Here is a 14,659-nt window from a genome sequence, read left to right as displayed (position 1 = left end):
GACCGTGGCGTCAGACCAACCGTTCCACCTCCCTTAGGGTGGAGCAATGACCACCTCCGGGCGCGCTTCGGTGCACGTCAAGGCGCCGGGGAAGATCAACGTCTTCCTCAAGGTGGGGGCACTCGACGACGACGGGTATCACGACGTCGCGATCGCCTATCAGGCCGTCTCGCTGTGCGAAGACGTGCGGGTGAGCGACGCATCCGACTTCTCCGTCGAGGTCGCCGGTTCCGTCGAGCTCTCGCGGGTTCCGCTCGACGGCGGCAACATCGCCATCAAGGCCGCGCGACTGCTCGCGGCGCGCACCGGCTACCCGGGCGGCGCCCGCATCCGCATCGAGAAGCACGTTCCGGTCACGGGCGGCATGGGCGGCGGTTCGGCGGATGCCGCGGCCACCCTGGTCGCGTGCGACGCGCTGTGGGGCACCGAATTGCCGCGCGAGGAGTTGCTCGACCTCGCCCGTCAGCTGGGCGCCGACGTGCCGTTCGCGCTCACCGGCGGCACCGCGATCGGAACGGGCCGTGGCGACGAGCTCTCACCGGCGCTCGCGCAGGGCACCTTCCACTGGGTGCTCGCCCTCGCCGATTTCGGCCTCTCGACTCCCGCGGTCTACGCGGAGCTCGACGCGCACCGCGCGCGCCACGCACAGGACATCTTCCCGGCCGACCTGCGTCCCAGCGTCGACGCGGGCGTGCTGCACGCGCTGCGCGCGGGCGACGCCCACATGCTCGCCGAGGCCCTGCACAACGACCTGCAGGCGCCGGCCCTGCACCTCGAGCCCTCGCTCGCCGACGTGCTCGAGCTCGGCGAGCAGAACGGCGCTCTGGCGGGGGTCGTGTCGGGCTCGGGGCCGACCGTCGCGTTCCTCGCGGCGGATGTCGACTCGGCCCTTGAACTGCAGGTCGCCCTCTCGGCGTCGCGGCTCAACGTCGTGCGGGCCACGGGTCCCGTGCACGGGGCGCGCATCGTCGGGGACTGAGTCCCGCGCGGTCACCGTGTACTCAGGTGTTGACGATATGATGAATTTATCATGTCGCAAAGCCAGTTCGATCGCCCGCTCTACGAGGTGAAGGCGGGCCTGTTCAAGGGCTCTCGCATCCGCTGCGCATCCGCCTGCTCGAACTGCTCGCCGACGGTGCGGAGCACGGGGTGGGCGAGCTTCAGGAGGCGACCGGCCTCGAGGCCTCGCACCTCTCGCAGCACCTCGCCGTGCTGCGCCGTCAGCGTCTCGTGGTCTCGGAGCGGCGCGCGAGCAACGTCTATTACCGGCTCGCCTTCCCGGAGGTCGCCGAACTGCTGGCCGTCGCGCGCGGCCTGCTCGGCTCGATCGTCGCGGGCGATCTCGCGCGGGCGGCTGACATCGCCTCGTTGCCGGAGCTGCCACGATGACCGCCGCCGGGAAGCGGATACGCGCGCTGCTGCCCGCGGCATCCGACTACGCCCCGCTGCGGCGTACGTGGCGCGGCGACCTGCTCGCCGGCATCACGGTCGGCATCGTCGCGTTGCCGCTCGCGCTCGGCTTCGGCATCTCGTCGGGCGCGGGTGCCGAGGCGGGCATCATCACGGCGATCGTGGCGGGAATCGTCGCCGCGGTGTTCGGCGGCTCGAACGTTCAGGTGTCGGGGCCGACCGGCGCGATGGTCGTCGTGCTCGCGCCGATCGTGGCCAGCCACGGCATCGGGGCCGTCGCGCTCGTGAGCCTCATGGCGGGTGTCATCGTGCTCATCGCGGGGGCGTTGCGACTGGGGCGCGCGGTGTCGTTCATCCCGTGGCCGGTGATCGAGGGCTTCACCTTCGGCATCGCCGTCATCATCTTCCTGCAGCAGGTTCCCGCTCTCACGCGTGCGGAGGTCGCGGGTGCCTCCCACACGAACGTCGTCGTGACCGCGGTCGAGGCGCTCGCGAACGCCGACGGCGGCTACCTGCTGTGGGCACTCGCGGCCGTCGCCGTGGTGGCCGCCTGCATGCTGCTGCTGCCGCTCTGGCACCGTGCGATCCCGGCCTCGCTCGTCGGCATCGCGCTCGTGACGCTCGCGGCGCTCTGGGTGCCGACGCCGCTCGCCGACATCGGCGAGCTGCCGAGCTCGCTGCCGCCGCCGATGCTGCCGCCGATGAATGCGGCGCTGCTCGGTGAACTCGCGCTGCCGGCCCTCACGGTCGCGGCGCTGGCCGCCATCGAGTCGCTGCTCGCGGCGCGGGTGGCCGCGTCGCTCGCCGACACCGGCCCCTACGACCCCGATCGCGAGCTCGTCGGCCAGGGCCTCGCCTCGGTCGCCGCCGGCCTCTTCGGCGGCATGCCGGCCACGGGTGCCATCGCGCGCACGGCCGTCAGCGTGCGTGCCGGTGCCCGCACCCGCGTCGCAGCCGTGGCGCACGCGCTCGTGCTGCTGCTCGTCGTGCTGGTCGCGGCGCAGCCGGTGGGTCTCATCCCGCTGGCCGCCCTCTCGGGTGTGCTCATGGTCACCGCGGTGCGGATGGTGCACCTCACGACCGTGCGCAGCATCCTGCGTTCCACGCGCGCCGATGCGATCGCCTTCGTCGTGACGGCCGTCGTGACGATCTCCGTCGACCTCATCGTCGCGGTCGTGATCGGCATCGTGGTGGCGGGCATCTTCGCGATCCGCAGCCTGTCGCGCGCGACGGGTGTGACGCGCGAGGCCGTGCAGGGCGAGCCGGTCGCGGGCGACGAGCGCATCGCGATCGTGCGCCTCGACGGGCCGTTGTTCTTCGCGGCCGCCGACCGGGTGGCCGACACGGTGAACGCGCTGGACGGCGTCTCGGTCGTGATCCTGCGCATGTCGCAGCTCGAGCTCGTCGACGCCACCGGGGCCCATGTGCTCTCCGAGATCGTGCAGCGCCTCGAGTCGCGCGGCATCACGGTGCTCATCAAGGGCGTGCGCGAGGGGCACGTCGAGCTGTTCCGCACCGTGGGGGTGCTGAGGGCGCTGCGGCACCACAAGCATCTCTTCGCCGAGTTGCCGGATGCGATCGAGCACGCGCGCAGCCACGTGGCGCGTGAGCGGGCGGCCGGCTGACGCGAGTCGCGGAACTGCACAATAGTGATATTGATAGCACTATTGTTCAATTTGAGGCACAATAGTGTCGTGCGATTTCAGTTCCCCTTTGGGGTGGTCACGCCCACGACCGACGGCGATGTGCTCGCCGTGCTCGCGGCGAGTCGTTCCGAGTACACCGTCGGCCAGTTGAACGCGCTCATCCCGAGCCGGTCGCACAACGGTATCCGGAAGGTCGTCGAGCGGCTCGCCGAGCAGGGCATCGTGGTGACGCGCGAGATCGGACGCACGCGCAGCTACGCGCTCAACGACGAACATCTGCTCGCGGACGCGCTTCGCGAGATCGCCGACGCGCGCCGGCTCCTCCTCGTCCGACTCGGTTCCGCTGTCGAGGCGTGGACCGAGCCGCCGCTACTGGGCGTGTTGTTCGGCTCGGCGGCGCGCGGCGACATGCGCCTGGACAGCGACCTCGATCTACTGCTCGTTCGACGCACGGGAACGGGCGACGATGAATGGGAGTCCGCCGCAGCTGAACTCACCACGCGAGCCAGTCTCTGGACGGGCAACGACGCGCGGATCGTAGATCTGGATGAGGAGGATCTGCGTTCCACCGCGCATCGTCCGCTGCTCGAGTCCGTCGCGCGTGAGGGACTCACCTTCTTCGGTGACCCGGCTGTGATCTCCCGCGCGGTGGCGGGCCAACACACATGAGCCCCCGACCGGGCCGCGTGCTCCGCGCAACGGCTGAGATCACACGTGAACGCCGCACACGCGCCATCGAGTTCTGGCAATCCGCCGAGGACTTGCGCGATCTCGATGGGGACGGGAACAGCATCGTCTCGCTTTACGTGCTCGCGGGCGTCGCGGCGTCGGATGCGATCTGCGGCGCGCGGCTCGGGGAGTACGCCCAGGGCGAGAATCATGCCGACGCGCTCGCAGTAATGAAGCGCGCGGACCCGGCGCTGGTCGCGTCGCTCCAACGCCTGCTGAGCAGGAAGACCGAGTGGCCGTACGGCGGTGCCGGCGTCTCTGCGTCGCGGATCGAGAGTGCGAGGGCCGCGGCGACCCGGCTCGTGGAGGCCGCACGACGAAGCACCCGCGCCTAGGCTCGAAGCGATGGCACACCTGCTCGGCGCCGAAGGCATCTCGCTCTCCTTCCCCACGAAAGACGTCTTCGTGCGCCTCACGGTCGGGCTCGACGAGGGCGATCGCATCGGCGTGGTCGGACGCAACGGCGACGGCAAGTCGACGCTGCTGCGTATCCTCGCAGGCCGGCAGCAGCCCGACTCGGGGCGCGTCACGGTGCGCGGCGGCACCCGCATCGGCATGCTCGACCAGGCCGACCGGCTGCCCGAAGATGAGACCATCCACCATGCCGTGGTCGGCGACCGCGCCGAGCACGAGTGGGCGGGTGACGCGAAGGTGCGGGATGTCGTGCACGGGCTGCTCGGCGACCTGCCGTTCGAGGCGCGGATCGGCGAGCTCTCGGGCGGTCAGCGGCGCCGCGTGGCGCTCGCGGCGCTGCTCAGCCGCGAATGGGATGTCGTGTTCCTCGACGAGCCCACCAACCACTTGGATGTCGAGGGCGTGGCGTGGCTCGCCGAGCACCTGAAGACGCGCTGGTCGAAGAACCAGGGCGGACTCGTGGTCGTCACCCACGACCGCTGGTTCCTCGACGAGGTTTCGACCGACACCTGGGAGGTGCATGACGGCATCGTGGAGCCGTTCGAGGGCGGCTACGCGGCGTATGTGCTGCAACGCGTCGAGCGCGACCGGATGGCGGCGGCATCCGAGGCGAAGCGCCAGAACCTCATGCGCAAGGAACTCGCCTGGCTGCGCCGCGGGGCACCTGCGCGCACCTCGAAACCGAAGTTCCGCATCGACGCCGCCAACGCGCTCATCTCCGATGTGCCGCCCGTGCGTGACCGCGTCGCGCTCGAGCAGCTCGCGACCTCACGCCTCGGCAAGGATGTCGTGGACCTGCTGGATGTCGCGGTCACGTTCCCGGATGGTGCGGGCGGCGAGCGCGAGGTGCTGCGCGACATCACGTGGCGCATCGCCCCGGGCGAGCGCACCGGCATCCTGGGCGTCAACGGCGCAGGCAAGTCGACGCTGCTGGGACTCGTGGCAGGAACCGTCGCGCCGACGGCGGGGCGCGTCAAGACGGGCAAGACGGTGCGCATCGCCGTGCTCGATCAGCGCCTCTCCGAACTCGACGAGATCGCCGACGACCGGGTCGCGGATGTCGTGGGGCGCCAGCGCGCGAGCTACCGCGTGGGCAGCGGTGCCGAACTGACGCCCGGCCAGCTGCTCGAGCGGCTCGGCTTCTCGAATGCACAGCTCTCCACGCCCGTGCGCGACCTCTCGGGCGGGCAGAAGCGGCGCCTGCAGCTGCTGCTCATCCTGCTCGACGAGCCCAACGTGCTGATCCTCGACGAGCCCACCAACGACCTCGACACCGACATGCTCGCCGCCATGGAGGACCTGCTCGACTCCTGGCCCGGCACCCTGCTCGTCGTGTCGCACGATCGCTACCTCATCGAGCGCGTCACCGACCAGCAGTACGCCGTGATGGGCGGCGGCATGCGGCACCTCCCGGGCGGGGTCGACGAGTACCTGAGGTTGCGGCGTCACGTCGTGTCGGGGGCGAGCCCACGGCGCGACCCCATTCGACGCCTCAGCCCGCGCCGGTGGTCGACGCCGCCCTCACGGGAGCCGAGCGCCGCACCGCCGAGAAGGAGCTCGCATCCGTGGAACGGCGCATGGCGAAGCTCGCCGACGCGATCACGGCGCAGCATGACGCGTTCGCATCCGCCGACCAGAGCGACTACGCGCTGCTGCAGCGCCTGCAGGCCGAGCTGGCCGAGCTCGAGGCCGAGTCGGCCGCGCTCGAGAACCGCTGGCTCGCGCTCGGCGAGGCCCTCGAGGGCTGAGTCCCGCGGCGGTTTCGGCGCTCCGCGCTCACCGCGCCAACGGCAGAGCGCCGAAACCGCGGCAGAGGGACACGGGACCGAAGTCCCTCGCGCGCCGCGCTCGTGCGGCCCTAGCCTGAGGCCAAGCGACGAGCACACGTCGCCGGAAGGGATCGGGACCATGCGCACGTACCTCGTCACCGGAGCGGCATCCGGAATCGGCAAGGCCACCCAGGAGCTGCTCGAGGAGCGCGGCCACCGCGTCATCGGGCTCGACCTGCACGGCACCGACATCGACGCCGACCTCGCCACCGCCGAGGGCCGTGCCGGGCTCGCGGATGCCGTGCGTGCGAAAGCCCCGGACGGCCTCGACGCGATCGTGGCGGTGGCTGGCGTCGCCCTGCCGACCTCGCTCACGGTTCGGGTCAACTACTTCGGTACTCTCGCGACACTCGAGAACCTGCGCCCGCTGCTGGCCGGGTCGGAGGCGCCGCGCGCGGTCGTGGTCTCGTCGATGGCGTCGTTCATGCCCGTCGACGACGAACTCGTCGCGCTGCTCGCGTCCGGGAACGAGGATGCCGCCGTCGCGCGCGCCGACGTGCTCGCCGGCGGGGAGTCCGGCGGTCTCATCTACGCGTCGACCAAGCGGGCGCTCTCCGAATGGGTGCGCACCCAGTCGATCGCCGAGCAGTGGGCGGGCGCCGGGATCCCGCTCAACGCCGTTGGCCCCGGCATCATCCTGACGCCCATGACGGCGCCGCTCATGCAGACCGCCGAGTCTCGCGACCAGATGGCTCACGTGGTGCCGATGCCGCTCGGCGGGCCCGCGGAGCCGATCGTGATCGCCCGGGCGCTCGCGTGGCTCGCGAGCGAGGAGAACACCCACATGGCCGGCCAGACGGTCTACGTCGACGGCGGTGCGGACGTCGCCCTCCGCGGCCCCCACGTGTTCGGCACGACCGCCTGATCAGGAGCCGTCGCGCAGTTCGGCGAGGGTCGTCGAGGCGAAGCGGATGTCGTCGAAGCGCACCGCGCATCCGTCACCGTGCGGAGACTGCACCTCGAAGCCCACGCGCACATCCGCCAGCGGCACATCGAGCCGGAACACGCGCAGCAGCTCCCAGTGCGACCCGTCGGTCGAGCCGTGGAACGCGTAGGCCTGTCCGACGCGCGACACCCGCATCCATGCCCGGTCGCCTTCGATGGTGAACGAGTTGGCATCGTCAGCGACGCCGCGGCAGACGACCGTCACGAGCATCGGGCGGCCATCGGGGAGTACTCGAAGCACAGCTTCGCCCAGTTGGTGTCGTCGGCCCACAGCAGCAGCACGCCCGCATCGGCGGTTGCGGCGAAGTCGACCGTCACGTGCGCCGCGAGCTGGTAGTCGCCCTCGGGCGGCGTGCCGAGCAGGGCAGGCGCGTTGAGCACGACACCCTCGCCCTCGTGGCGTGCGGCCGGGTCGATGAAGATGTCGGTGCGCGCGGGTGCCGTGGCCGCGAGCGACGTGGGGCCGCTGATCCACTCGAGCTCACGGGTCGGGCTCAGCGTAAACGGTACGGCGTCGTGGGCGATGGTCACGGGCTCCTCCTTCGGTCGCTCGTGTCAGTCTGCCCGACGCGGATGCGGCCTGCGCGCTCGGCGAGCGTCGTGAAGGCAGCCGCGAGGGCGGGCGGTTCGGCACCGGTGACCTCGGCGTCGAAGCGCAGGAACGACGCCGCGAGCGCGGTCCACGACCACGACCCGGCGCTGACGCGGGTGCGTTGCGCATCCACCGCTTCGACGACGGCGTCCGCCGCGAACGGCAACACGGCCTCGATCGGCAGGGCGAGCACGACCGAACCCCGACACGGCCACGCGTCACCCGCGACCGCACCGCGGAAGCGTGCCGTCAGGAAGGTATGGGGATCGTGGCCGGGCAGCTCGCGCGGCGTGAAGCGAGCTCCGCGCGCCGAGCGGGGCAGCATCCGGTCGACGCGGTAGACGCGCCAGTCGTCGCGGTCGAGGTCCCAGCCGATGAGGTACCAGCGCCCGCTGCGCGCGACGAGGTGGTGTGCCTCCGTGCGACGCGGAGCCGTGTCGGCAGTCTCGCCGTAGTCGAAGCGGAGTACCTCGCGCGCCCGGATGGCCCCGCTCACGGCCAGCAGCCGCGCGGGATCCACGGGCGCGACCGCCGCGGGTGAGCTGGCGACCACACCGTCCACCCGATGGCGCACGGGCGACGGCATGACCTGCCGCACCGTCGCGAGGGCGCGCTCGGCCGCCTCGCCGATGTCGGCACCGGATGCGGCGGCCGTCTGCAGGGCGATCGCGACGGCGACGGCCTGCTCGTCGTCGAACAGCAAGGGCGGCAGCTCCGCTCCCGCATCCAAGCGGTAGCCGCCATCCGGTCCCTTCATGGCCTGCACGCGGTAGCCGAGTTCGCGCAAGCGGTCGACATCGCGACGCACCGTGCGCACGCTCACCTCGAGCCGCTCGGCGAGCAGCTCGCCCGGCCAGTCGCGACGCGCCTGCAGCAGCGAGAGCAGGCGCAGCATGCGCGAGGTCGTGTCGGCCATGTTCCGAGGGTACGTCGAGAAGAGGCCGGGAACTGACCTGTATTGCGCGAAGAGTGGGGCATGCCAGATCGGCATCACACCAGAAGGAGATCGCGATGACCATCGCCACCACGCCCCACCTCAACTTCCGCGGAGACGCGCGCGCCGGTCTCGAGTTCTACCAGTCCGTCTTCGGCGGGCAACTGGCGCTCGTGCGCTACGTCGACGCGGGAGCCGTCACCGACCCGGCGGAGGCCGAGCAGATCATGTGGGGGCAGGTGGCCTCCGAGGCCGGCTTCCGCGTCATGGCCTACGACGTTCCCGGCCACACCGCGTGGGAGCCCGGCGTCATCCCGCTCTTCGTGTCGGTGCGCGGCACCGACCCCGACGAACTCGCCGGCTACTGGGAGAAGCTCGCCGAGGGGGCCGCGGTCGTCGTGCCGCTCGCTCCGGCCGGCTGGTCGCCGCTCTACGGGATGCTGAAGGACCGCTTCGGCGTCACCTGGGTGCTCGACCTCGAGGTGCCCTGGCGGGGCTGAGTGTGCGGGTGCGGCATGCGCGCTCGGTAGGCTCGCATCCGTGCCCTCACCCGCCTCCGCCCGTGTCGCGGGGCTCGGCATCCACCTACCGGATCGGGTGCGCACGACCGCTGAGACCGAGGCGGACCTGCGACGTCGCAACCGCGACGTGCGGCTGCCGACGGGGCTCATCCGGCGCATGACAGGCGTCGAGACGGTGCACGTGCGCCCCGAGGGATGGGACGCCTCCGACCTCGCCGTGGCCGCGGCTCGCGAGGCGCTCGCCGAGTCGCCGGGCGACGTCGAGCTCGTGCTCTTCGCCTCGGCAAGCCAAGACCTCATCGAGCCGGCCACGAGCCACATCGTTGCGGCCAAGCTCGGCGTCGACGCGCCGGTCATGGACATCAAGAACGCCTGCAACTCGGTCGTCAACGCGATGCAGGTCGCCGACGTCTTCATCCGCACCGGGCAGTACCGGCGCGTGCTCATCGCGAGTGGCGAGGCGCCGACCGCCGCCGTGCGCTGGGACGTGGACTCGCACGCGCAGTTCCTGCGCAGCTTCCCCGGGTACACGATGAGCGACGGCGGCGCGGCCCTCGTGCTGGAGGCGTCCGACGACGCGGATGTCGGCATCCGGTCGACGCGGTTCCTCGCGGTCTCGCGCCACTGGGGCGTCGGCACCCTGCCCGGCGGCGGCACGATGCGCACCCGCGACCTCGACGCGGAGTACTTCGACATGGACGGTCACGGCCTGCAGCAGGCGTTCCTGGAGCTCGGTCCCGAGCCGGTGCTCGGGCTGCTGCATGATCGCGGGCTCAGCTGGAGCGACTTCGACCTCGTCGCCATCCACCAGGTGGCGCTGCCCTACCTGCCGCCGATCTTCGAGCGGCTCGGGGTGCCCGACGACCGCACGGTCATCACGGTGGCCGAGCACGGCAACCTCGCCTCGGTCACCTTGCCCCTGCAGCTGAAGCTCGCTCGTGAGCGCGGGATGCTGCACGCGGGCTCGCGTGCGCTGCTCATCGGTCTGGCCGGCGGCATCTCGCTCGGACTCGTCGAGGTGGTCTGGTGACGCGCCTCGCCGTCGTCGTGCCCGTCTACCAGGAAGCGGCGGGCATCACACCGACCCTGCGCGCGCTTGCCGCCCAACGCGACGCCGACTTCGCGGTGTGGTTCGTCGACAACGGCTCGACCGACGGCTCGGCCGACACCATCCGCGGGTTCGCGCAGGAGCGCGGGCTGACCGACTGGCACATCGTCGACGAGCCGCAGAAGGGCACGGGCGCTGCCGCCGACACCGGCATGCGCGCGGCGATCGCCGCCGGCGCGACGCTGCTCGCCCGCACCGACGCCGACTGCCTGCCGCGCGAGGACTGGACCGCGTCCGTGCGCCGCGCCCTCACCCCGCGCGATGAGGGCGGCCTGGGACTGCGCCTCGTCGGCGGAGAGCTCATGGCACGGCGCGACGAGGGCGTCGGCTGGGCGACTCGGGCGACCCTGCGTGGTGCCGTGCACGTAGCCTCGGCGTTCGGGCGCATCCGTCCCGGTAACCGCGGCGAGGGGTACCTCGGCCCGTACCTGATGGCAGCTGGGTGCAACGTCGGCATCACGGCCGAGCTCTACCTCGCCGCCGGCGGCTTCCCGCGCACCGCGATCGAAGAGCTGCACGAAGACCGCGCGCTCGTGAACGCCGTGCGCCGCATCACACGCGACTACGCACGACGATCGGATGTCGTGGTCTACGGGTCGAGCCGGCGCGTGCGCGCGTGGGGGCTGCGCCGCACCCTGCTCTGGTACAAGGACCACGCGTACAAGCCCGACGTGGTCGATATCCGATGACCGCCGAGCGCGCAACGCGAGCCGACCGCGCCGTCGTGCGGGCGGCGCATCCCGTTGCGTTCCCGCTCGTCTCGGCGATCCCCGGCGCTGTGCGGCGGGTGCCCGGCCTCGGCGTCGTGGTGAAAGACGCCGGCTTGCTGCGCGCCGTGCTCATGGATTCCGAGCACTTCACGAAGAACGGCCCCGGTGCCCCGAGCGACCTCTGGACGCCCGTGCTCGGCCCGCGCGTGCTGCTCAACATGGAGGGTGTCGAGCACCACGCGCTGCGTCGCCAGCTCGCACCGCTGTTCTCGCCCGCGTTCGTCGACGGGTTCGTGGCCGAGAGCCTCGGGGCGGCGACCGACGCGCTCGCGGCGGCCCTCGCATCCGGAGACCGGGTCGACCTCGTCACCCACGCGCGGCGCGGGGCTGGCCGGGTGATCTCGCGGCTGGTCGGCCTCGACGAGAGCGCCTTCGACGATCGGATGTTCGCACGGGTCTCGAGCGTCACCGGCTACGTCACGCTCGCCCGCCCGCGGCTCGGCCCGCGTCAGCTCGTGGCCGCGCGGGGCATCCTCGGCGAACTGGGCGCGCACGCATCGCGCGCGTACGCGGGCGACGACTCGACCGTGCCCGGACGCATGCGCGCCCTCGGCCTGTCCGAGCCCGAGGCACTCGGCGCGGTCGGCGCGTTCGTGCTCACAGGCACCGAGACGATCGTGTCGTACCTGCCGCGGCTCGTCGCACTGCTCGTCGACTCGGGTTGGCACGCGCGCCTGGCTGCCGACCCGTCGGGTACGGATGCGGCGATCGCGGAGGCGCTCCGGGTCACGACGCCGTCGCCCGTCATGCTGCGTGCGGTGACAGCGCCGACCCGCATCGGGCCGGTCGCGGTGCGCCCGGGCGACCGCATCATCCTCGGCACCTACTGGGCCGACACGGCGCTCGGCGTCTTCGATCCGGACGCGAACCCGGCGGCATCCCTCAAGCAGCTGTGGTTCGGCGCGGGCGCGCACTACTGCCTCGGTGCCCCGCTCGCGATGGCGCAGATCCGGCTGGCGCTCGACGCGCTGCTCGTGCATCCGGGGCTTTCGATCACCCGCCGCCGAGCCGCGCGCGGGGTGCTCATCCCCTCCTACGCCGAGCTCGAGGTGGCCGCATGAGCGACCTCGTGCACGCCGTCGTGCTCGCCGCGACTGCTGCTGCTGCTCTCATCCCGAATCAAGGAACGCAGCATCCCACATCAAGGAACTCGACGCTTCCGGATGCCTCACCCGCCCCATCAGTCGACTCCCGTCACAGAGGTTCCTTGATTCGGGCCGCTCGGTTCCTTGATGTGGGAAGCGCGGAGGGGCGCGCCGCATGAGCGACCTCGTGCACGCCGTGCTCGCCGCGGCCGACCGCACGCCCGATGCTGCGGCGCTCACGGCGCGCGGGCGCACCTGGAGCTACCGCGAGCTGGCCCGCCGCATCCGGGCGATCGCCGCGGGCCTGCGCGCCGAGGGGCTCGCGCCCGGTGACCGGGTGCTGTTCTCGGTGCGCCCGGGACCGGATGCCGTGGCGCTCGCGCTCGGCATCGTCGGGGCAGGCGGCACGGTGGTGTTCGCCGACCCGGGTGCCGGTGAGGCGCTCTTCCGCGCCCGCGCCCAGCTCGCCGCCCCGCGGTGGGTGGCGGCCGAGTCGCTGCTCTACCTCGCCTCGAGCGGGCCGCTGCGCGGCCTCGCCCGACGGCGGGGGCTCGAGCTCGCGCCGTACGCCCGTCTGGTTCCGGATGCGCGGCACATCCGCGCGGGCGGGTGGCTTCCCGGCGTGCCGGCCCGTGCCCTCGCGCTCGCGCGCCTGGCCGCGGGAGACGCCGACGGCATCGTGACGGGCCATGCCGACGATGCCGCACTCGTGGTGTTCACCTCGGGCACGACCGATGCGCCGAAGGCCGTCGTGCACACGCGCGGTTCGCTCGGCGCGGGGCTCACCGATTTCGCCGACGGCGTCGGCATCCGGGCGGGGCTGCGGGTGCTCACGGATCAGCTCATGGTGGGAGTGCCCGCCCTCATCGGCGGCGCCCACTGGACGATGCCCGCACCGGGCCTCGACCCCGGTGCCCGACCCGGGGCGTACCTCGGGCACCTCGGCGAGGCCGAGCTGCTGTTCGCGAGCCCCGCGACGCTCGACGCGATCCTGCGTGTGCTGGATTCGCGCCCCGAGCTCACCGCCCGGCTCGCCCGGCGTCTCGAGACGATCGTGCTGGGCGGCGCCCCCGTGCTGCCGCCGCTGCTGCGACGCGTGTTCGCCCGCCTGCCCGAGGTGCGCATCCGTACGGTGTACGGCATGACCGAGATCCTGCCGGTGGCGATCGCCGACGGGGCCGAGAAGCTCCGCCTCGCGGAGTCGGGCGTCGACGGCGACCCCGTGGGCCGGCTCGTGCCGAGCGTCAACGCCCGCATCGACGAGGGCGAACTCGTGCTCGCAGGCCCCGGACTCGCACGCGGGTACCTCGCCGAGCTGCCCGCGCATCCGCTCTCCGAACTGCGCACGGGCGACCTCGCCGTGATCGAGGGCGACGCGCTCGTGCTGCGCGGACGCGCCAAGGACATGTTCATCCGCGGCACCCAGAACGTCTACCCGGGGCTCTACGAGCCGCTCATCGCGGGGCTGCCGGGCGTGGCCGATGCCGCGATGGCGGGGATTCCGGATGCGATCGGCGACGATCGCATCGTCGTCGCGGTGGTGCCGGCCGACGCGGTGCCTGAGGCGCCGACCATCCAGCACGCGCTCGCAGCCGAGGTCGCCCGGCGTCTGCCGGGCCTGGTGGATGCCGGTGTGCTGCCCGGCGCGGTCGTCGTGGTGCCCGAGCTGCCGCGCGCCGGGCGCGGACGCAAGCTCGACCGCGCCGCGCTCGCCGCGTCGCTCGCGCGCTTCGCCGACGCGACCTCGTCCGGGGAGGCGACGCCGTGAGGATCGCCGTCACGGGTGCGTCGGGCTTCATCGGCGGTGCCGTCGCCACCGCGCTCGCCGATGCCAACCACGACGTGACGGGATTCGGCCGGCGGCGGCGCGGCTGGTCGCATCCGCTGGCCCGCTATCGGGTGTGGGACATCACCTCGGGCCCGCTGCTCGGCGACCGCGACTTCGACGCCGTCGTGCACTGCGCGGCCCTCGCCGACGATTGGGCCCCACTGCCCGAGGCGATGCGCGCCAACCGCACCGGCACACGCAACGTCGTGGCGAGCTTCCGCGGCGCCCGCATCGTGCACCTGTCGACGTCGTCGGTGTACGACGCCTTCATCCCGACCGTGCAGGCCACCGAGGGTGCGGCGCCCGCGACGCGGTTCCTCTCGAGCTACGCCGAGTCGAAGACCTTCGCCGAGCTCGAGGTGATGGGGTCGGATGCCGTCATCCTGCGTCCGCACGCCGTCTACGGCCCCGGCGACACGACGCTCTTGCCGCGCGTGCTCGCCGCTGTGCGGCACGGCCGCCTCGTGCTGCCCGAGGGTGCGCGGGTGCCGCACTCGCTCACCCACATCGACCACCTCGTCGACGCCGTGCGGCTCGGCCTCACCGGGCCCCAGGGCGTCTACAACATCGCCGACGCCGAGCCGGTCGTGCTCGCCGAGGTCATCGAGGAGTTCCTCGCACGGCGTAAGGTGCGTGCGCGTCTGGTGCGGATGCCCTACGCCGCCGCCCTTCGCGCCGCCGCCGTCGCGGAGGCCGCGGCGCACGTCCGGCGCCGACGCCCGCGGGTGACGCGCTACGCGGTGAGTCAGCTCGGGCTCGAGCGCACGCTCGATGTCACGGCGGCCCGTGAGCGGCTCGGCTTCGAACCCGGCTCGACCGACCTCGAGGGCGCCGAGCACTGGTGAGCA

The 14,659-nt window shown here is 72.3% G+C and carries 15 protein-coding genes and 1 pseudogene; 13 read left to right on the top strand and 3 right to left on the bottom strand.

The window, feature by feature from the left end; translation table 11 throughout:
* Nucleotides 1–46: 46 nt before the first annotated feature.
* From QQK29_RS02130 to QQK29_RS02100, 7 genes and pseudogenes are all read left to right on the top strand, one after another.
* Nucleotides 47–979 (top strand): 4-(cytidine 5'-diphospho)-2-C-methyl-D-erythritol kinase, encoded by a 933-nt coding sequence (locus tag QQK29_RS02130; RefSeq protein WP_284297405.1) that lies wholly within the window; start codon nt 47–49, stop codon nt 977–979.
* Nucleotides 980–1,149: 170 nt separating this feature from the next.
* The gene (locus QQK29_RS02125; RefSeq protein ID WP_431308643.1) at nt 1,150–1,389 is read left to right on the top strand and encodes a hypothetical protein; all 240 of its coding nucleotides are present in this window, start codon (nt 1,150–1,152) and stop codon (nt 1,387–1,389) included.
* Nucleotides 1,386–3,035: a SulP family inorganic anion transporter gene (locus tag QQK29_RS02120; RefSeq protein ID WP_284297403.1), complete on the top strand. Its 1,650-nt coding sequence runs from the start codon at nt 1,386–1,388 to the stop codon at nt 3,033–3,035. Before QQK29_RS02125 ends, QQK29_RS02120 begins: the two co-directional genes overlap by 4 nt.
* A 120-nt stretch (nt 3,036–3,155) precedes the next feature.
* Nucleotides 3,156–3,725 carry a nucleotidyltransferase domain-containing protein gene (locus tag QQK29_RS02115; RefSeq protein ID WP_284297401.1) on the top strand — a complete coding sequence of 190 codons (570 nt, stop codon included), beginning with the start codon at nt 3,156–3,158 and terminating at the stop codon, nt 3,723–3,725.
* Nucleotides 3,726–3,742: 17 nt separating this feature from the next.
* On the top strand, nt 3,743–4,120 hold the full coding sequence (locus QQK29_RS02110) for a hypothetical protein (RefSeq protein WP_284297400.1): 378 nt from the start codon (nt 3,743–3,745) through the stop codon (nt 4,118–4,120).
* 10 nt (nt 4,121–4,130) lie between these two features.
* Nucleotides 4,131–5,947, top strand: a pseudogene (locus QQK29_RS02105) (ABC-F family ATP-binding cassette domain-containing protein).
* A gap of 160 nt (nt 5,948–6,107) precedes the next feature.
* Nucleotides 6,108–6,893: an SDR family oxidoreductase gene (locus QQK29_RS02100; protein WP_284297398.1), complete on the top strand. Its 786-nt coding sequence runs from the start codon at nt 6,108–6,110 to the stop codon at nt 6,891–6,893.
* Here QQK29_RS02100 and QQK29_RS02095 read toward each other — a convergent pair whose 3' ends face one another.
* From QQK29_RS02095 to QQK29_RS02085, 3 genes are read right to left on the bottom strand one after another with little or no spacing between them, the layout of a single operon-like run.
* The gene (locus QQK29_RS02095; protein WP_284297396.1) at nt 6,894–7,184 is read right to left on the bottom strand and encodes a DUF1349 domain-containing protein; all 291 of its coding nucleotides are present in this window, start codon (nt 7,182–7,184) and stop codon (nt 6,894–6,896) included.
* The gene (locus QQK29_RS02090; RefSeq protein ID WP_284297394.1) at nt 7,175–7,504 is read right to left on the bottom strand and encodes a DUF1349 domain-containing protein; all 330 of its coding nucleotides are present in this window, start codon (nt 7,502–7,504) and stop codon (nt 7,175–7,177) included. The genes QQK29_RS02095 and QQK29_RS02090 overlap by 10 nt, the downstream gene beginning before the upstream one ends.
* Nucleotides 7,501–8,481 (bottom strand): helix-turn-helix transcriptional regulator, encoded by a 981-nt coding sequence (locus QQK29_RS02085; RefSeq protein WP_284297392.1) that lies wholly within the window; start codon nt 8,479–8,481, stop codon nt 7,501–7,503. Before QQK29_RS02085 ends, QQK29_RS02090 begins: the two co-directional genes overlap by 4 nt.
* A 95-nt stretch (nt 8,482–8,576) precedes the next feature.
* Here QQK29_RS02085 and QQK29_RS02080 point away from each other — a divergent pair, with 95 nt between their 5' ends.
* The 6 genes from QQK29_RS02080 to QQK29_RS02055 all read left to right on the top strand — a co-directional run bounded on the left by QQK29_RS02080 (nt 8,577) and on the right by QQK29_RS02055 (nt 14,656).
* The gene (locus QQK29_RS02080) at nt 8,577–8,999 is read left to right on the top strand and encodes a VOC family protein (protein ID WP_284297390.1); all 423 of its coding nucleotides are present in this window, start codon (nt 8,577–8,579) and stop codon (nt 8,997–8,999) included.
* A 40-nt stretch (nt 9,000–9,039) separates the two neighbouring features.
* Nucleotides 9,040–10,050 (top strand): 3-oxoacyl-ACP synthase III family protein, encoded by a 1,011-nt coding sequence (locus QQK29_RS02075; RefSeq protein WP_284297388.1) that lies wholly within the window; start codon nt 9,040–9,042, stop codon nt 10,048–10,050.
* Nucleotides 10,047–10,817: a glycosyltransferase family 2 protein gene (locus QQK29_RS02070; protein WP_284297386.1), complete on the top strand. Its 771-nt coding sequence runs from the start codon at nt 10,047–10,049 to the stop codon at nt 10,815–10,817. Before QQK29_RS02075 ends, QQK29_RS02070 begins: the two co-directional genes overlap by 4 nt.
* Entirely contained in the window at nt 10,814–11,959 is a 1,146-nt protein-coding gene (locus QQK29_RS02065) for a cytochrome P450 (RefSeq protein ID WP_284297383.1), read from the top strand. Before QQK29_RS02070 ends, QQK29_RS02065 begins: the two co-directional genes overlap by 4 nt.
* A 199-nt stretch (nt 11,960–12,158) precedes the next feature.
* The gene (locus QQK29_RS02060) at nt 12,159–13,751 is read left to right on the top strand and encodes a class I adenylate-forming enzyme family protein (protein WP_284297381.1); all 1,593 of its coding nucleotides are present in this window, start codon (nt 12,159–12,161) and stop codon (nt 13,749–13,751) included.
* Nucleotides 13,748–14,656: an NAD-dependent epimerase/dehydratase family protein gene (locus QQK29_RS02055; RefSeq protein ID WP_284297379.1), complete on the top strand. Its 909-nt coding sequence runs from the start codon at nt 13,748–13,750 to the stop codon at nt 14,654–14,656. The genes QQK29_RS02060 and QQK29_RS02055 overlap by 4 nt, the downstream gene beginning before the upstream one ends.
* Nucleotides 14,657–14,659: the final 3 nt, after the last annotated feature.

Source organism: Homoserinibacter gongjuensis, assembly GCF_030161875.1.
Taxonomy (GTDB): Bacteria; Actinomycetota; Actinomycetes; order Actinomycetales; family Microbacteriaceae; genus Homoserinibacter; species Homoserinibacter gongjuensis.
This window is presented reverse-complemented; position numbering and strand designations above follow the sequence as displayed.